Annotated in this window: 19 protein-coding genes; 8 read left to right on the plus strand and 11 right to left on the minus strand. The window is 41.0% G+C overall.

What is annotated here, in order from left to right:
- Window positions 1-9: 9 nt before the first annotated feature.
- The 11 genes from MHI33_RS15995 to sppA form a co-directional block, all read right to left on the minus strand.
- Window positions 10-399 (minus strand): hypothetical protein, encoded by a 390-nt coding sequence (locus tag MHI33_RS15995; protein WP_265208036.1) that lies wholly within the window; start codon window positions 397-399, stop codon window positions 10-12.
- A gap of 119 nt (window positions 400-518) precedes the next feature.
- Window positions 519-1,892 carry an argininosuccinate lyase gene (argH, locus tag MHI33_RS16000; protein WP_217013075.1) on the minus strand — a complete coding sequence of 458 codons (1,374 nt, stop codon included), beginning with the start codon at window positions 1,890-1,892 and terminating at the stop codon, window positions 519-521.
- Window positions 1,889-3,100 (minus strand): argininosuccinate synthase, encoded by a 1,212-nt coding sequence (locus MHI33_RS16005; protein WP_003216486.1) that lies wholly within the window; start codon window positions 3,098-3,100, stop codon window positions 1,889-1,891. Before MHI33_RS16005 ends, argH begins: the two co-directional genes overlap by 4 nt.
- 174 nt (window positions 3,101-3,274) lie before the next feature.
- On the minus strand, window positions 3,275-3,790 hold the full coding sequence (locus MHI33_RS16010; RefSeq protein ID WP_217013083.1) for a MogA/MoaB family molybdenum cofactor biosynthesis protein: 516 nt from the start codon (window positions 3,788-3,790) through the stop codon (window positions 3,275-3,277).
- Between the two features lie 307 nt (window positions 3,791-4,097).
- Window positions 4,098-5,282: an acetate kinase gene (locus MHI33_RS16015; protein ID WP_044139304.1), complete on the minus strand. Its 1,185-nt coding sequence runs from the start codon at window positions 5,280-5,282 to the stop codon at window positions 4,098-4,100.
- A gap of 229 nt (window positions 5,283-5,511) precedes the next feature.
- Entirely contained in the window at window positions 5,512-6,486 is a 975-nt protein-coding gene (locus MHI33_RS16020; protein WP_268508592.1) for a class I SAM-dependent methyltransferase, read from the minus strand.
- An 88-nt stretch (window positions 6,487-6,574) separates the two neighbouring features.
- Window positions 6,575-7,075, minus strand: a complete 501-nt coding sequence (gene tpx / locus MHI33_RS16025) for a thiol peroxidase (RefSeq protein ID WP_003216787.1) — start codon at window positions 7,073-7,075, stop codon at window positions 6,575-6,577.
- Window positions 7,076-7,187: 112 nt separating this feature from the next.
- Window positions 7,188-7,640, minus strand: coding sequence for a GerW family sporulation protein (ytfJ, locus tag MHI33_RS16030; protein ID WP_003216488.1), 453 nt, complete (start codon window positions 7,638-7,640; stop codon window positions 7,188-7,190).
- Between the two features lie 14 nt (window positions 7,641-7,654).
- Entirely contained in the window at window positions 7,655-8,362 is a 708-nt protein-coding gene (locus MHI33_RS16035; RefSeq protein WP_106066890.1) for a DUF2953 domain-containing protein, read from the minus strand.
- Window positions 8,363-8,460: 98 nt separating this feature from the next.
- Window positions 8,461-8,982: an RDD family protein gene (locus MHI33_RS16040; RefSeq protein ID WP_003216326.1), complete on the minus strand. Its 522-nt coding sequence runs from the start codon at window positions 8,980-8,982 to the stop codon at window positions 8,461-8,463.
- Window positions 8,983-8,996: 14 nt separating this feature from the next.
- Window positions 8,997-9,998 (minus strand): signal peptide peptidase SppA, encoded by a 1,002-nt coding sequence (sppA, locus tag MHI33_RS16045; protein WP_050943576.1) that lies wholly within the window; start codon window positions 9,996-9,998, stop codon window positions 8,997-8,999.
- A 445-nt stretch (window positions 9,999-10,443) separates the two neighbouring features.
- Here sppA and MHI33_RS16050 point away from each other — a divergent pair, with 445 nt between their 5' ends.
- From MHI33_RS16050 to MHI33_RS16085, 8 genes are all read left to right on the plus strand, one after another.
- On the plus strand, window positions 10,444-11,247 hold the full coding sequence (locus tag MHI33_RS16050) for an NAD kinase (protein WP_003216672.1): 804 nt from the start codon (window positions 10,444-10,446) through the stop codon (window positions 11,245-11,247).
- Window positions 11,248-11,348: 101 nt separating this feature from the next.
- Window positions 11,349-12,791, plus strand: coding sequence for a DEAD/DEAH box helicase (locus tag MHI33_RS16055; RefSeq protein ID WP_106066889.1), 1,443 nt, complete (start codon window positions 11,349-11,351; stop codon window positions 12,789-12,791).
- Window positions 12,792-12,980: 189 nt separating this feature from the next.
- Window positions 12,981-14,030 carry a fatty acid desaturase gene (locus MHI33_RS16060; protein WP_106066888.1) on the plus strand — a complete coding sequence of 350 codons (1,050 nt, stop codon included), beginning with the start codon at window positions 12,981-12,983 and terminating at the stop codon, window positions 14,028-14,030.
- 118 nt (window positions 14,031-14,148) lie between these two features.
- Window positions 14,149-15,285, plus strand: a complete 1,137-nt coding sequence (locus tag MHI33_RS16065; RefSeq protein ID WP_340912541.1) for a sensor histidine kinase — start codon at window positions 14,149-14,151, stop codon at window positions 15,283-15,285.
- The gene (locus MHI33_RS16070; RefSeq protein ID WP_044139312.1) at window positions 15,282-15,881 is read left to right on the plus strand and encodes a response regulator transcription factor; all 600 of its coding nucleotides are present in this window, start codon (window positions 15,282-15,284) and stop codon (window positions 15,879-15,881) included. Before MHI33_RS16065 ends, MHI33_RS16070 begins: the two co-directional genes overlap by 4 nt.
- A 201-nt stretch (window positions 15,882-16,082) precedes the next feature.
- Window positions 16,083-17,003: an iron-hydroxamate ABC transporter substrate-binding protein gene (locus MHI33_RS16075; protein WP_340912544.1), complete on the plus strand. Its 921-nt coding sequence runs from the start codon at window positions 16,083-16,085 to the stop codon at window positions 17,001-17,003.
- Window positions 17,004-17,113: 110 nt separating this feature from the next.
- The gene (locus tag MHI33_RS16080; protein WP_148660152.1) at window positions 17,114-17,803 is read left to right on the plus strand and encodes a response regulator transcription factor; all 690 of its coding nucleotides are present in this window, start codon (window positions 17,114-17,116) and stop codon (window positions 17,801-17,803) included.
- The gene (locus MHI33_RS16085) at window positions 17,803-18,807 is read left to right on the plus strand and encodes a sensor histidine kinase (protein WP_065098595.1); all 1,005 of its coding nucleotides are present in this window, start codon (window positions 17,803-17,805) and stop codon (window positions 18,805-18,807) included. The genes MHI33_RS16080 and MHI33_RS16085 overlap by 1 nt, the downstream gene beginning before the upstream one ends.
- Window positions 18,808-18,820 lie beyond the last annotated feature (13 nt).

Consider the following 18,820-nt stretch of genomic DNA (forward strand, 5'->3'; position numbering starts at 1 on the left):
TCCACTTTTTCAAATCCCATGAGCCATGGATATCAAGAAGTAGCGAAACAAAACGATAGAAGGCGTTCCTTCTACTTTTTCCATGACATAATAGTGTCTCCCCACCTTCTTCACTTTACGAACAACTTCCGGAATATGAAAGGAATTCGTCAGAGCCAGCTTTTCATTGATTTGATCGAGATGTTCTTGTCCTGTATGGGCATTTACTCCATAGATCATGTTGATCCCATATACAAATTCACTTTCTACTATTGTCATTTCAGGAGATTTCACCACATATTCCGTTTTGTCTTGTAAGGAGATCAGCCACACATCATTAGCCCGTCCGTCGTACTGTTCTCCTAACGTTTCAACTGATACGATGGGCTGGTCAAACAAAGCCTGAAGCGTTTTCTTCATGAACTGCTGTCACTCCCTCTTCAGCTTAACACTGGTATGTTTTCAAACTTCTCCAATGATGATCAATCTCCTTTTTCCATGACAAAAAACCATCCGTATAAACGAATGGTTTTGGTCAGTTACGCTAGGCAGGCTTTTGCTTTTTCTAAAGCGAGTTGAATTTGTTTAAATCCAGTTCCACCTGCACTTGTTCTTTTTTCAACAGCAACATATGGATCAAGAACAGTGTAAATATCTTCTTCAAAAAGATCGCTCGCTTCTATAAATGTCTCAAACGGAAGATCACTTAAGTAGATGCCTTTTTGAATGCATGTATACACGAGCTTGCCAACGATTTCGTGTGCTTCACGGAATGGCATGCCTTTTTTCGCAAGGTAGTCTGCCACTTCGGTCGCATTTGAGAAATCTTCTTTTGTTGCTTTTTTCATGATATCTTCGTTCACTGTCATTGTTTGAATCATGCCTGTGAAGATTTGCAGGCTGCCAGCAATGGTTTTGACTGTATCAAACATGCCTTCTTTATCTTCTTGCAAGTCTTTGTTATACGTAAGCGGCAAGCCTTTCATAATGGTGAGAAGCCCCATCAGGTTGCCATACACACGGCCTGTTTTCCCGCGGATCAATTCTGCCATATCCGGATTTTTCTTTTGCGGCATCATGCTGCTGCCCGTTGCATATGTGTCATCAAGCTCAATGAATTTGAATTCTTGAGAGCACCATAAAATGATTTCCTCACAAAGACGCGAGAGGTGCATCATGACAAGGCTGCTATTAGACAAAAACTCTAAAATGAAATCCCGATCACTCACGCCATCAAGGCTGTTTTCGTAAATATGATCAAAGCCAAGCAGCTCTGCTGTATATTCACGATCAATCGGGAATGTCGTTCCTGCTAGCGCCCCGCATCCAAGTGGAGACACGTTAATTCGCTTCAAAGAATCTTGGAAACGCGCTTTGTCACGCTCTAGCATCCAGAAATAGGCGAGCATATGATGCGCAAAGGAAATAGGCTGTGCACGCTGCAAGTGCGTATATCCTGGAAAAATCGTCTCAACGTGCTGTTCTGCTTTTTCCACTAGCACTGTTTGAAAGGAAGAGATCAGTTCAATGATATGCTCTACTTGGTTATTCAAATATAAATGCATATCGGTTGCAACCTGATCATTCCGGCTTCTCGCTGTGTGCAATTTGCCGCCAAGCGGACCAATCTCATCAATGAGCATTTTTTCAAGGTTTAAATGGATGTCCTCATAATCCACTGAGAATTCGAGTTCATCTGCCTCTGCCTTTTTCATGAGCGTATTCAGTCCATCTTTAATGGCAGCGGCCTCGTCATCGCCCAGGATACCGCATGTATTCAGCATACTTGCATGAGCAAGGGAGCCGGTCAGATCTTCTTTGACTAATTGTTTGTCGAAATGAATGGACGCGCCAAACTCATCGACCCATTTTTCTGGTGTTTTTTGAAATCGGCCTCCCCAAAGCTTTTTCATGCTTTAACCTGCTCCTTTTTATTCACGATGCTGTTTACTTTTGTTGGTAAGCCCCAAAGGTTAATAAATCCTACCGCTGCATCATGATCGAATTCATCTGCTTTTGTGTAAGTTGCTAGATTTTCATCATAAAGTGAATATGGTGATTTACGTCCTTCTACAATGGCATGGCCTTTAAATAGTTTCACACGTACAACACCTGTTACGTTCTGTTGTGTTTCTTGTAAGAAAGCATCTAGTGCTCCTTTAAGAGGTGAGAACCATAAGCCATTGTATATTAATTCAGCCATTTTTTGTTCAACGATTGGCTTAAAGTGTGCGACTTCTTTCACTAGTGTTAAATCTTCAAGCTCTTTATGTGCTTTTAGAAGTGTGACAGCACCTGGGCATTCGTACACTTCACGAGATTTAATGCCTACAAGACGGTTTTCAACGTGGTCGATTCTGCCAACCCCATGCTGACCAGCGACTTCATTTAAATGAAGGATGAGATCAGATAATGAATACTGAATACCATCAATAGCTGTTGGTTTTCCTTTTTCAAACGTGATTTCAATGATTTCAGGTGTGTCAGGTGTTTTTTCAAGTGGCGTCGTTAAATCATATGCTCCTTCTGGCGGCGCAGCCCAAGGGTCTTCTAAAATGCCGCACTCGTTACTTCTGCCCCAAAGGTTTTGGTCGATTGAATATGGGCTGTCTAAGTTAATCGGAATTGGAATACCATGTTTTTGTGCATAATCGATTTCTTCATCACGAGACCATTTCCACTCACGCACTGGTGCAAGAACTTCTAGGTCTGGATTCAACGCTTTAATGGATACTTCAAAACGGACTTGGTCGTTTCCTTTTCCAGTACATCCGTGCGCAACCGCTACTGCATTTTCTTTTTCTGCGACTTCCACTAGTTTTTTTGCAATAAGTGGACGAGATAATGCAGATACAAGCGGATATTTCCCTTCATACATCGTGTGTGCTTGTAAAGCAGTTAGTGCAAATTCCTCTGCGAATTCTTCTTTTGCGTCAATCATGTAAGACTGAACCGCTCCGACTTGAAGTGCTTTTTGTTGAACGAATGCTAAGTCTTTTCCTTCACCTACGTCCAGGCAGCAAGCAACGACTTCGTATCCTTGCTCTTGTAACCATTTAACTGCAACAGAGGTATCAAGACCTCCGGAATATGCTAATACGACTTTTTTATTTTGTGACATGATTGAAAAGCTCCTCTCACTTGTTTTGATTCTGTGAATGTTTTTTTGCATAAAAATAAGTTTTAATTTATAAACATGCATTTAGTATGTATACACTGTAACAAGGAAAAATTGTTTTTTCAACCCCTTTATGAAAAAAACTCTGCCAAATTTTCTTGGCAGAGTCATTTTGGGCTATTTTTGATCCTTTTCAAGCTCTCGCAAGACGTGAGGAAGCTCAGGAATGATGAGTTTTGTCATGGCTAAACGAACAGCTCCAGTAGAGCCTGGTGTGGCAAAGACCGCTTTTTGGTTAACGACCCCAGCCGCTGCCCGGGACAAGATAGCGGCTGAACCAATGTCTTCTGTATAGCTCAGCATGCGGAAGATTTCGCCAAAGCCTGGCAGCTCCTTGGAGAAAAGCGGGGTGATCGCTTCAATGGTGACATCCCTTGCGGCAATTCCTGTGCCCCCGTTTAACAAGACGGCATCTATTTTCGGTTCGCCTGTTCCCTCTAACACAGCGTCTTGGATCGCTCCAATGTCATCTTTTACAATATCGTATGCAAGAATGAGATGTCCCTGTTCTTTAAGCAAATCAATCATCAAGCGGCCGCTTTTATCTGTTTCTTTCGTTCTTGTATCACTGACCGTAATGACTTTCACATAAAGCCTCGTTTTCGCCTCACGTTTATGTTCTGTCACGCTCATTTTCGCACCGCTCCCTTTTGGTTCGTATTGGACAACATTATAGCATGCTGCTTTCAACAGAAAAAAGCTCTTTTCCTTATTGGAAAAGAGCTAAGCGTGTAGACAAACCCTCGCATTCGGTGTCAGTCCTCTGCACTGGTGCTCACGAATGACAAATTCGCTCCGCGCCAGTGCTCGTCCTTCCTAGGGCTGCAAAGGTTTTCTATCACGCTGAAAAGAAGACAAAGGGCTAAAATAAAAGTCATTTTAGCCCTTTGTCAACAATCTGAGCTCTTTTCCTTTTTGGAAAAGAGCTTCTTCATTTTGATTATGCTAAGCGCATAACGTCTCTTGCAATCATGACTTCTTCGTTCGTTGGAATGACGATCACTTTCACAGGAGAGTGCGGATAGCTGATGAATGCTTCTTCGCCTCTCATGTTGTTAAGAGAAGGATCCCAGTAAACGCCCATGAATTCTAGACCACGAAGGACACGTGCTCTTACTTCTGAACTGTTTTCACCGATTCCAGCTGTGAAGATGATCGCATCTACGCCATTCATTCTCGCTGCATAAGAACCGATGTATTTATGAATACGGCTTGCAAAAATATCAAGAGCTACTTCTGCACGGTCGTTTCCTTCTTCTGTTGCTTCTTCAATATCACGAAGGTCACTTGATAGACCAGACACACCTAAAAGACCACTCTTCTTATTCAAAGTAGAAAGTACTTCTTCAGCTGTATGTCCTGTTTTCTCCATAATAAATGGAATAAGGGCAGGGTCAATGTTACCTGAACGTGTACCCATTGCAACACCCGCAAGCGGCGTGAAGCCCATTGAAGTATCGATTGATTTTCCGCCTTCAACTGCTGCGATACTCGCACCATTTCCAAGGTGACAAGAGATCAAACGAAGCTCTTCAAGAGGACGGCCTAAGAGCTCTGATGCACGCTCTGTTACGAACTTATGGCTTGTCCCGTGGAATCCGTATTTACGAATACCAAAGTTTTTATAGTAGTCGTACGGAAGGCTGTATAGGTAAGACTGCTCTGGCATTGTTTGGTGGAAGGCTGTATCGAACACAGCAATCGCTGGTACGTCAGGCAGAATTTGTTTGAATGCTTTGATTCCTACAACGTTTGCAGGGTTGTGCAGTGGTGCTAGCTCTGAAAGCTTATCAATGTCATTGATGACTTCATCAGTTAAAAGAACAGAGTCGCTGAATTTCTCTCCGCCGTGAACAACACGGTGTCCTACACCATCAATTTCATTAAAGTCTTTTATGATGTTAAATTCAATTAGTTTTTCAAGCAGCATTTTAACCGCTACTGCATGATCTGGAATATCTGTGACTTCTGTTTTCTTTTCTCCATCTACAGAAATCGTGAAGATACTGTTGTCCATTCCGATTCTTTCAACAAGACCTTTTGTTAAAACGGTTTCTTCTGGCATGTCGAACAATTGGAATTTAAGAGATGAGCTTCCTGCGTTGATTGCAATAATTTTAGACATTCTTGTCGCTCCTTTTACTCAGTTGTTATATAAGGTTTCACGTTTTTTCCGGTGCTATATTCAACCTGTTTGACGGGTCTTTTATAGTTTAACGATTAGTCCGAAAAATATCTGACTTTTTCATTTAAACATTGAAAACTTTGCATTTCAAGTGCACCTTCGAACTGTTATCGCTTACATCGATAAGTCGTTATTTTCTGAATAATAAAAAAGCCAGACATCACTCTGGCTATTCTTTCGTTTCTTTTTCTTCTATAAACCATTGGTCTAATTTTCTCATTACACCCACCATTGATTCTTTTTGTGAGAAAGACGGCAGATTGGCAAACAGCATCCGTTTTGGTGCTTCCAAGCCTTCCTTTTTCTTTTGCATCACAAACAAGCTTTTGACGTGCTTTTTGTCCTTGAACATGGAGACCGGCAGCTGAATTAATGCATTCATATATGCCTGATCTTTGATAAAGTCCTTTAATTGCACGCTTTCTTTTCCTTCAAACAAATCGTTTGGAATGATGAAGAATAGGAAGCCGCCTTCTTTCGTGTAACGAAGGCTTTGTTCAATAAATAAATAATGCGCAAATGCATGTCCTTCTTTTGCCTTTAATTCATAGTCTGCTGCACGCTCATCATTTGGATAATAACCAACTGGCAGACTGCATACAGTGACATCTACTGGAGAGATCAAAAGCGGCTCAAGACTGTCTTGATGGAAAAGCTCGACTTCCTTCTCTTCCAAGTTCGCCTGTGCCCATGCAATTTTAATGAGTACATCATCAATTTCAGACGCAAAACCGCGCTTTGTTTCTGCAGTCAGATTATTTAAGACAGCAAGCAGTAAGTTCCCTGTCCCTGCTGCTGGATCAAAGACAACTAGCTCTTTTTGACCTTCTAAAAATTTATTCACCAAATAGCTGACAAACAGCCCGATCGTATCTGGGGTCATCTGACGATTTGGATGGGAAATATCCTTTTGTCCTTTCAATACGGCGAGCTGAAACGCTTTACGAATCTGCTCATGATCATAAGAAGCAAAATCTGCTTTCTCTATTACATCCTTTAGTAAACCGTCTCGATCATTTGCTTGGAAAAAGGCTTCTCCTGCTTCAGCTAATGCCTCAATATAGGAAATGCTTTGATCCTTTTTTAATCGAATAGAAGCTGTATCGAGCAGCTCGAAAATCGTACTTACTTGATCTTTCTGCAATGCTTTTCTCTCCTCGCTTTGTTAAAAGCTATATGTTCTCATTGAAAAGAGCCCCAGTATGAAGCCGGAGCTCTTGTCGATGCTGCTTTTATAACAGTGATTTTGCAGCTTCAATGGCTTTTTCATAATTTGGGTGATTCGTTGCTTCGCTTACGTATTCAGTGTAAACCACTTTCCCATTAGGGTCTAATACGAAAACTGCACGCGCCAATAAACGCAATTCTTTCATATATACACCGAATGCTTCACCAAATGACATATCTCTGTGATCAGATAATGTTTCGACATTTTCAATTCCGTTTGCTCCGCACCAGCGTGCTTGTGCAAATGGAAGGTCTGCACTAATTGTATAGATATTGACCGGACCTAAACCGGCTGCCTCTTCATTGAAACGTCTTGTTTGTGCGTCACACACACCTGTATCAATAGAAGGAATCACTGAGATGATCGTCACTTTTCCTGTTAAATCAGAAAGTGAAACTTCCCCTAGTGAGTTCGTTAATACCGTGAAATCCGGAGCCTGCTCGCCTACTTTTACTTCATTTCCTACAAGCGTGACAGAACTCCCTTTAAATGTGATCGATGCCAAAACAATTCCTCCCTTATCAAATGTATGGTTCTATCATAGTAGAGAAAGCAAAAAACTGCAAAGCCTAATCTTCGCTTTTGAAAAAAAAGTTAACTGCAGCGCAGCTAACTTTTTAAAGGTCTATGTCATCTAGTTTTCGTTCTTTATGACGGTTCTCCCGTTCATCCTTCTTAAACATGTGCTGAAGACGTTCAATTGCTTGAGGAGCAGAATCCAATATTTTATCAAGCAGATGTGTATGTTCATCCAAATGAAGCATTCGAACGCCGTTTGTTCCGACAATTAAGAAGGCGATTGGTGTAATAGACACACCTCCGCCGCTTCCTCCGCCAAATGGGAGTCTCGGTTCTTTTCGTTCTTGATCATCAGAACGTTTTTCTTTCTTTTGGTTCCCGTTAAATTCACTGCCGCCTGCTGCAAATCCAAAACCAACCTTCGATACAGTAAGGATGACACTGCCGTCAGGTGTTTCGACTGGATCGCCGATGATCGTATTCACATCTATCATTTCTTTTAAGTTTTCCATCGCTGTCTTCATAAGACCTTGGATTGGATGATCTGCCATTTTCGGGTTCCTCCTTAAACAGATGATTCATTCTTCGTTGCTTGAAGAGAGGCACTTTTTCTCGCCTTTCTTCCTTTTAACCAATGGACAAGTAAACGAATGGCTGCAAGCATAGCATGTCCAATACGAAAATAAGCTATACATGTAAACTGGGTTTGTGACACATTGTGCTGAAAGGCAGGAATGACTTCATATACCGGTTTATGCTTAAAGGTGAGATGCTCCTGCATAAAGGCAAGCAGTGCTCCTTTCACTGACCACACCCCGCCGGCTGCTACACCTGTTAAAGCGGCGTCATGAAAGCCGATCCATGTTGACCAGTGAAACGATACAATTCTCATGTGAATGAAGAATTTATGCATGATCCGGTTTAAATCGACGATCTCTTTTGTGATGCGCTCCATTTGATGAAGGATTTGCTTCATATCACGTTTTCCCACTTTTTTATGTATAGATTCTTTTTCGTGACTAGGGGTTTTGGCGCTCGCCATTTTCTTTTCACGTATATCGATCGTTTGATCTTCTGGATTGACCCTCACCATCGGAATGTCTTTTTTGAGTCTGATGATTCCATATAAGGTGATGATTTTCAGTGCAAGGTGGTCATTGTCATTTGCATGTGAATAATCCAGTGAAATGGTCACTTTCATGAAGATCAATAAGATCCCAAGGAACAAAAAAGCTGCGATCCAAACGTAAAGCACTGTGCTCACTTCCTCCATAACAAATGATGCTTCCTCTACGATTATGGCTCTCATTCGGGATTTTATACCCAATCATGAAAAAAGAGTTTGACCGGTACCCGGCCAAACTCCTCTGATTATACGTTTGCTTCTGTTTTTTCATATAAATGTTCATGGACGACCACCGTATCGGCAAAGTAATCATGAACCCCTTGCTTTTTCGGTGTGAATCCAACAACAGCATAGAGTACAAAAAGCGTATTAATATAGCGTCCCACAATCTCTCTAAAGAAAATGACATCCCATGCCAGTTTCTTCTCAGGTTGAAGTGAGACCACTTTGATCCCAAACACCATTTTCCCAAGCGTTTGTTGAAAGATTTTCGTCATGATGGCGAAATAAAGTAGGAATACTATCGTCGTTGTGACAGAGAATGGAGAAAACCATCCTCCTCCTTTGGACCAGCCAAACAGACTAAAGATTGGAGAAACCGTCAAATGGTTGACACCCCAGACGACAAGCCAATCAAGAATAAACGCCCAAAACCTAATCCAAAAGCCTGCAAACGCCTGTGCTTCAATCACTGCACGTTTCGCAAGAGCCGGATTCGATTCTTCTTGGCTACGGCTTTCGGTTACTTCATCGAATGTAGAATCCATCTATGATCCCTCCTTTATTTTGAATAGAGATACATCGGTTTAGACCCGTTTGAGCCAGCCAGTGTTTCTTTTAGATTGAGAAAATCAATTTCGCTTTTAAAAAGTTTGCTTGCACTCATATTGAAGAGAGAGTTCCAGCCAAAGCTTTGAGAATAGCTGATCACTGTCGCTCCTTTTAACCCTTTTTCATTTTTCTTCATTGCTTTAATTGCATCTTCATAATATCCAAGCTCATCGACTAATCCGTTGGATTTCGCCTGTGTTCCGTCATAGACCCGGCCGTCAGCAATTTTCTTGACGTTCTGTTTTGACATGCCGCGTCCTTCAGAGATGACTTTGACAAATCCTTCATACGAGTTATCGACCATGCTTTGCATGATGTCGCGCTCATCTTTTGTCATGTCACGATTTGGCGACATGATGTCTTTGAATTTTCCGCTCTTAATTGTTTCGTATTTAATACCTAAATTATCTGCCAGCTTTGAATAGTTCAAGCTTTGCATGATCACACCTAACGATCCTGTTAATGTTTCAGGTGAAGCAAAGATTTTCTTGGCTGGAGTTGATACGTAGTAACCGCCAGAAGCTGCCATTGAGCCCATGGAGACGTAAATCGGCTTCTTCGCTTTTTTCACTTCTTCTAATTTTTTATGTATTTCTGCACTTTCATAGACACCGCCGCCAGGAGAGTTGACGCGCAGCAGTACACCTTTTACTGAAGCATCATCTTTCGCTTTTTCTAGTTCCTTAAGAAATGCACGATGATCGTAACCTTCTCCGCCTAATAGACTTGATGCGCCGCCATTATCTTGAATGGTTCCATTAATCTCAAGAACCGCTATTTTTCCAGCACCACTTCCATCCTCTAGTACCTTTTCTTCTATTTCATCCCCAAATTGATAGCTCATTTTATTGTCATTGAAGCTTTCATACAAAGCCGTCGTGACACTAATCACAATTGAAAATCCGAAAACTCCAAGTGCAATGATTAACGCTACCCATCTTTTCGCATTCATCTTTTTCTCCTCCTTTTTGTCTCTCTTCATTGATACGAATATTCACATGAAATGTTTCACAGGAATTGTGGTTTTTTTACATTTCATTTCATCATATGATAGCACCTCTCTTTATTCACGATCAACTTTACATCGTCTGCCAAGTGATACGCATGACGAAAAATTGGCTTTTTTCTCCTCTCTCTGCATCTAATAGGCTAGAGCTTCACCACAACGAAACACCTAATCCACTCTTTCATGAGAAAACAGCTATTCAATTATGCTCAAATTCTGCCCTTTTCAAATCCCTTACATTGACTCATTTCTAAAAATGAATGCCACCATCATGAAGGTTTTTCTAATGTTTTTACTTTCATATGAAAAAAGTGTAAAATGTGAGCAAGGCTTCATATGTAAGCCCTTTATTACTCTAAATCTACTTTTGACAACGAAGGGGAGAACGTCAATGACAGACAATCGTCGCAATGTATTTTTCTTTTACAAAAAAGATCATGAATTGGATGGACACATTTCTTCTCTGGAGAAGCTCGCTACCGATCAAGGCTTTCAAGTCGTCAAGCGTGCAGAGGATGCCCATATTATTGCTTCAATTGGCGGAGATGGCACATTTCTTCAAGCAGTCCGTAAAACGAATTTCCGGGATGACTGCCTGTATGTAGGGGTATCAAAAACAGAGAATTCGCATCTATACTGCGATTTTTCATTAGAACATTTTGATAAAATGATTGATGCCATGAACACTGAACAGATTGAAGTGAGAAAATATCCGATCATTGATGTAAGCGTTGACAGTACAAACCAGTTCCATTGCTTAAATGAACTGTCGATCCGCTCAAGCATTATTAAAACATTTGTGATCGATGTGTATATAGATGATTTCCACTTTGAAACATTTAGAGGAGACGGAATGATTATTTCTACTCCGACTGGCTCAACAGCCTACAACAAATCGGTAAATGGCGCAGTGGTTGATCCGATGCTCCCTTGTATGCAAGTCACAGAGCTCGCATCTCTAAACAACAACTCGTATCGTACACTGGGTGCTCCTTTCATCTTAAGCAGTGACCGCAAGCTAACGCTGAAGGTTGTGCAGGACGGTAACGACCATCCGATTATCGGGCTTGATAACGAAGCGCTTGGCACGAAACATGTCAAACAAATTGACATCGGCCTTTCAGGAAAAGTCATTAAAACGGTGAAATTAAAAGACAACTCCTACTGGGAAAAAGTAAAACGCAGATTCCTTTAATCAAAAAAGCTCCTTTATGGGGCTTTTTTTCATGTTTTTTCATTCCCGGTCATGATTATGGTATGATGTCACAAGTATGAATGTACGAAAAGGAGAACTCGATGACATTACAACAATTTGATCAATATCCATTAAGCGATGATTTAAAACAAGCGCTAAAAGCACTTCACTTCCATACACCTACACCTGTTCAGCACGAGACATTATCCGTTGCTTTTTCAAGGCAGGATTTGATTGTCAAATCTCAGACTGGCAGCGGCAAGACCGCAGCCTATGGTCTCCCGATTTGTGAAATGGTCGATTGGGCTGAAAATAAACCTCAAGCCCTTATCCTCGTTCCAACGCGAGAACTCGCCATGCAGGTCAAACAGGATCTCACAAGCCTTGGACGATTGAAACGAATCAAAGCCACTGCCATTTATGGAAAAGCCCCTTTCCAAGCTCAAAAAGTAGAGCTTGCACAAAAAAACCACATTGTGTGCGGAACACCAGGACGAGTCTTAGATCACCTTGAGAAAGGTACTCTTTCCTTAGAAAACCTTAAATTTTTCGTGTTAGATGAAGCGGATGAAATGCTGAACATGGGATTTATTGATCAAGTCTCTTCTATTATTCAGTATCTGCCACCAAAGCGCATGTCAATGCTCTTTTCAGCGACCATGTCTGATGAGATGAAGAAATTAAGTGAACAGTTTCTACAATCACCAAAAGTAATTGAAATAGCACGCGCGGAAACGTCTGTACCACAAATCACCCACACCGTGATTGAAACGGAAGAAGAAGCGAAATTCTCTCTTCTTCAGCGTACGATCGTCATTGAAAATCCAGATAGCTGCATTATTTTCTGTAATACACAGGACCGAGTGAATGAACTCACGATGAAGCTGGATGAATGGGATGTGCCTTGTGACAAAATTCATGGAGGCATGAGACAAGAAGACCGCTTCGCTGTCATGGATGAATTCAAAAACGGCGAATTCCGTTATTTGATCGCAACCGATATAGCAGCCCGGGGCATTGATGTCAGTGATATGACACATGTGATTCATTATGACCTCCCCTATGAAAAAGAGCGCTATATTCACCGAACAGGAAGAACAGGCAGAGCGGGAAAAAGCGGAAAAACCATTGCGTTTATGACCAATAATGCAAAGCCTCTGATTGATGAATTAAAGCAGGAAGCAGGTATTGATTTCAAGACGCAGCCATACCCAACAAAGGAAGACGCAGAGCAGCATGTAGAACGCTTTGAAGAAAAGATTGAAACGCCGATTCAAAAGGAAAATAAACAGGCAGGCGTTGAAAAGGATATAATGAAGCTTTATTTTAACGGCGGGAAGAAAAAGAAGCTGCGGGCTGTTGATTTCGTTGGGACCATTGCCAAAATAGAAGGCGTTGCCTTTGATGACATTGGGATTATTACCATTCAAGATACAAAAACATATGTCGATATTTTAAACGGTAAAGGCCCTCTTGTGCTGAATGCCATGCGCCACACAACCATTAAAGGCAAGCAATTAAAAGTTCATGAAGCACGTTCATAAAAAGTGAAGGCTAATCGCCTTTACTTTTTTATTTAAAATAAAATAAGCTTACAAACCTTGATACCGTCAGCCTTTCCTGCAATCAACATGACAAATGTCATATCGAATACATGATGGGTGCTACTATGAGCATGACACCTTTCCTTCTATACTTTGAAGTAGAAAGAAACGGAAAGGACTTGAACGTTCATGACGACTTCAACAAACACACAGAAGCAAGCGACTTTAAGAAAACAAGTTGGTCAATTTTCTGGTGCTGATTCAAAAAAAAGTATCATGCAACTCCTTAATACATTTATTCCATTTTTGGGGCTTTGGTTTCTTGCCTATTATAGCCTGAACATCTCCTATCTTTTAACCCTCTTCTTTGCGGTTATTGCAGCTGGTTTTTTAGTACGTGTCTTTATTATTTTTCACGACTGCTGCCATCAATCCTTTTTCAGACAGAAGCCACTGAATCACCTGTTTGGTTTCATAACGGGTGTACTCACCCTTTTCCCTTATCTTCAATGGCAAAGAGATCATTCAATTCACCATGCCACAAGCAGTAATCTAGACAAACGAGGTACTGGCGACATTTGGCTCCTGACAGTCAAAGAATATCAAGAAGCATCAGCTTGGACGAAATTCCGCTACAGATTTTATCGCAATCCTTTTGTCATGTTTATTTTAGGACCGATCTTTGTTTTCCTGTTTCAAAACCGTTTCAACGTCAAAAATGCTCGTAAAAAAGAGCGTTGGAACACGTATTTCACAAACATATCAATTGTTTTATTGGCAGGAGCTACCTATCTCCTTTTTGGCTGGGAAGGTTTGTTACTTGTCCAAGGTCCAATCTTTCTGATTTCTGGATCAATCGGTGTATGGCTGTTTTATGTGCAGCATACGTTTGAGGATTCTTACTTTGAAGCAGATGAGAATTGGAATTATGTGCAGGCAGCTGTAGAAGGCAGTTCTTTTTACAAATTGCCAAAGCTTCTTCAGTGGTTAACAGGTAATATCGGTTATCACCATGTCCATCATTTAAGTCCGAGGGTACCAAATTATCACTTGGAGCATGCACATGAGCATAGTGAGCCGCTTCAAAATGTTCCAACCATCACTTTAAAAACAAGTATCGAGTCAATGAAATTTAGACTTTGGGATGAAGAAACGAAAGCATTCGTTACCTTTAAAGAAGCACGTCAGACGAGAAGCACACCTGTCATCAAAGGAGACATTCTCAAGAAGAATGCATAAACGACGCAAGCTCTTTCTTACAATAGAAGGAGCTTGTTGGTATTTACAGGATGCGATAACGTGTTCAATTTGTTAAAGTAGTGAAAAAGAATGAAAAAATGGAAAAGGTGATTCACGGATGAAAAAACAACTTAAAATTCAAAAATTGCATGGGATATCCCCGTATATATGGGCCATTTTTTTCATCCTTCCCTTTTATTTTATCATTAAGGCTCCTTCGACTTTAGGCATTGTGATCGGCATTATTTTGAACGTTGTCTTTTTCGCTGTCTATCGTTTTGCCTTTATCGCAAAAGGCTGGTCTTTATATGTATTAGGCCTTCTCTTGATTGCGATTTCTACTGGCTATGTCATACTCTACAGCTACATTTATTTCGCTTTTTGCATCGCCTATTTCAATGGGCATATTAAAAGAAAAGTACCTTTCTATATCTTATACTATATTCATGTCGGGAGCGCCGCCATTGCGGTAAACTTCAGTCTGATCTTAAAAAAGGGCTGGTTTCTCACGCAAATTCCCTTGGTTCTCATTACACTCATTAGTGCCATTCTCCTCCCTCTCAGCATTCGAAGCAGGAAGGAACGTGAACGGCTCGAAGAGAAATTAGAAGATGCCAATGAACGGATCGCTGACCTTGTAAAAATTGAAGAAAGGCAGCGCATTGCACGTGATCTGCATGATACCCTTGGACAAAAGCTTTCCCTCATCGGTTTAAAGAGTGATCTTGCCCGAAAACTGGTTTATAAAGACCCAGAGCAGGCACGCGCCGAACTGAAAAGCGTCCAGCAAACAGCCAGAACGTCTCTCAATGAAGTGCGGAAAATTGTGTCCTCCATGAAAGGTATTCGGATCAAGGATGAACTGTCGAACATTGAGCAAATTCTCGAAGCAGCTGGAATTGAATTGATCTATGATGAAAAGGAAGCGCCAAAACACATCTCTCTTCTTAACGAAAACATTGTGAGCATGTGTATCAAAGAAGCGGTCACCAATATCGTCAAACATAGTGATGCCACAGTCTGTAAAATAACCATTCATCAAAAGTCAAAAGAAGCGGTCATCACGGTTGAAGATGATGGGACATTTAAAGGTGATCCCCCCTCCTCTCAAACGAAGGGACATGGCCTTTTAGGGATTAGAGAACGATTGGAATTTGCAAATGGACGCCTTCACCTTGAGACAAAAAATGGGACGAAGCTGATCATGAGCATTCCAAATGATTCAGCAGCAAAAGACAAGGAGGGAATGAAATGATCAACATTTTTATCGCAGAGGATCAGCAAATGCTGCTTGGTGCACTCGGTTCACTACTTGATTTAGAAGATGATATGACGGTTGTTGGAAAAGGCACAAACGGCCAGGACGCCATTGATTTTGCTAAAAAACACCCCGTTGATATTTGTTTAATGGATATTGAAATGCCAGGGAAAACGGGACTGGATGCAGCCGAAGAACTCAAGGAATCAGATGTGAGAATCATCATTTTAACGACCTTTGCCCGTTCTGGATATTTCCAAAGGGCGCTGAAAGCTGGCGTTAGCGGCTATATGCTGAAAGACAGCCCAAGCGAAGATCTGGCAAGTGCCATTCGCAGCGTGATGAAAGGAAAAAAGGTATACGCCCCTGAATTAATGGAAGACTTATATAGCGACGAAAATCCTTTAACCCAACGAGAAAAATCCGTCCTTGAACTCGTCGCAGACGGCAAAAACACGAAAGAGATCGCAAAGGAACTCAGCATTAAAAGCGGCACTGTCCGTAACTACATTTCCATTATTTTAGATAAACTAGAAGTCAAAAACCGTATTGAGGCTATCACACGCTCTAAAGAAAAAGGCTGGTTTAAATAAGAAAAAAGATCAGGTCATATGCTGCCTTGATCTTTTTTTCTACCAAAAATCTCCCCTCCTATTTTTTATCACCAACTATCAAAATGTAATTGACAATAGACCGTACTTCTATGATATGATATCCAAGTGATAATAATTATCATTATCACTCATGTAATCAAATACCCGGCTAATGTGCCGATTTCAAAGGAGTCTACATTCATGAAGAAAATATTGTTCCCTCTGATGCTCATCTTTGTACTTGCATTGAGCGCATGTGGCAATAGCAGCAGCTCTTCCTCAAATAAAGGAAATCAATCAACATCATCAGACAAGATTACATATGAATCTGAAAATGGCCCTGTGAAGCTGCCAGCGCACCCAAAACGTGTCGTTGTACTTGGTTCCTACACAGGTAATGTCATGTCACTTGGTGTGAACCTGGTCGGCGTCGACTCTTGGTCAAAAAAGAACCCACGCTTCCAAAAGGAATTAAAAAATGTGGAAGAAGTGTCGGATGAGAATGTGGAAAAAATCATGAAGCTAAAGCCTGATGTCATCATTGGCTTAAGCAATACAAAAAATGTAGAAAAACTAAAAAAAATCGCACCAACCGTCTTGTTTACGTATAACAAAGTCGATTACCTTCAGCAGCATATTGAAATTGGAAAAGTATTAAACAAAGAAAAAGAAGCCAAATCATGGGTAAAAGATTTTAAAAAACGCGCAGCTGAAGCTGGAAAAGAAATCAAAGCAAAAATCGGTAAGGATGCGACGGTTTCTGTATTTGAAAGCGGCACAAAAGATCTTTACGTGTTTGGAGATGCATGGGGCCGCGGCACAGAAATTCTCTACCAAGAAATGAAACTAAAAATGCCTGAAAAAGTGAAAGAAAAAGCATTAAAAGCTGGCTACTATGCAGTTTCGCAAGAGGTCATCCCTGAATTTGCTGGAGACTATATGATCATTAGTAAAAACAGCGAAATGGACAATTCCTATCAAAACAGTGAAATTTACAAGTCCATACCAGCTGTGAAAAAACATCGTGTGTATGTGGCAAATGCAGAAGAATTCTATTTTAATGATCCGCTCACACTCGAGTATCAACTATCATTCTTTAAAAAGCACTTTTTAGGTAAATAAACAGAAGCAAGGGACCCCTTCCCTTGCTTTTTTCTTATCTGCTTCTAGCGGCAGCATCTTTTTTCCGCTACAATGACATACAAGCGAATACAAAAAGTGTGGTGCTGGTTTTGTTTAAAATTCTACTCATTGAGGACGATACAACCCTCTTCCAAGAAATCAAAGAACGTCTAGTCAACTGGTCCTATGATGTTTATGGGATTCACGATTTTCAACAGGTGATGCAGGAATTCACTTCTGTTCAGCCTGATCTCGTCATTATTGATATACAGCTGCCAAAATACGATGGCTTTCATTGGTGCCGGATGATTCGGCATCATTCAAATGTACCAATCATCTTCCTCTCCTCTCGTGACCATCCTGCTGATATGGTCATGTCAATGCAGCTCGGTGCCGATGATTTTGTACAAAAGCCCTTTCACTTTGACGTGCTCATTGCCAAAGTCAGTGCTGTTCTTCGCCGCGTGCATGATTATAATGCAGAACCGGCTAGCCTAAAGGTATGGTGTGGCGCTACGATTGATCTAGAAAAAAACACCGTCACAAATGACCACGGTGAAGTGGAATTAACGAAAAATGAACTGTTTATTCTTAAGGAATTGATTCAGCATAAAAATCATATTGTCAGCCGTGAATCACTCATTCAAGCATTGTGGGAGGATGAACGGTTTGTCAGTGACAACACACTGACCGTAAACGTCAATCGCCTTAGAAAAAAACTAGATGAGATCTCCCTTGGCACCTACATTGAAACAAAAGTGGGCCAAGGCTATCTTGCAAAAGAAAAGGATGATCAATGATGCTGCAAGCATTTTTAAAAGAACGAAGAAGCTGGATCCTGTTCTTTCTTGGTTTGCAGCTCCTCATTCTGTTTGTTGCTTATTTGGATACGACCATTCCAATGGCGTCGCTTTTTTATATTGTGTTATTATCTACGTTTTTCATGATCGTCTTTCTCTTTTTCCGATACCGTAAAGAAACGGCGTATTATGAGCGTCTGAAAGAATGGGACGATCATATTGATCATCAAATGCGGCTCACTCCATCTTCCCCATTTGAACAGCTTGTACATGATGCGACGTCTGAGCAAATTGCCCGCTACAGGCTAATGGCAGCAGAGCAGCAAATCGCCCTTGAAGAAGAGAAGGATGAATTGCTCTCATGGATACATGAAGTGAAAACACCTCTCACAGCGATGCACTTAATGATTGACCGTTTAACAGAACAGCCGCTGAAATCGAATATGACGTACGAATGGCTCAGAATTCATTTATTACTCGATGCCCAGCTGCATCAAAGCAGAATACGTCATATCGAAAATGATTTATTTATTGAACAGCTGGACCTGCAAAGCATCATAGCGAAGGAAATCAAAGCGCTCCAATCATGGTGCATGCAAAAAGGAATCGGCTTTGAAATCACGCTAGAAGAACGTCACGTATTAAGTGATACAAAATGGTTATCCTTTATGATCAGGCAGGTACTCACAAATGCAGTCAAGTACAGTCATTCGTCCGATATTGCCATTGAAAGCAAGAAAATGGATGACCAAGTGATGCTGACGATTACAGATCAAGGCAGAGGAATTGACCCAAGAGACATTCCACGTATTTTTGAAAAAGGCTTTACCTCAACAAGACATCACAATGACACAGCCTCAACAGGAATGGGACTCTATTTAACAAAAAAAGGAGCAGACGCTCTTCATATCAAGATCGAGGTCAACTCCACGATAGATCAAGGTACAACCTTCACCTTCATCTTTCCGAAAAAGAATGATTTTGTGCATATTGCGAGCATGTGACAACAATGTCACA

Origin of the sequence: Bacillus sp. FSL K6-2971 (assembly GCF_038006405.1) — a bacterium.
GTDB lineage: Bacteria > Bacillota > Bacilli > Bacillales > Bacillaceae > Bacillus > Bacillus pumilus.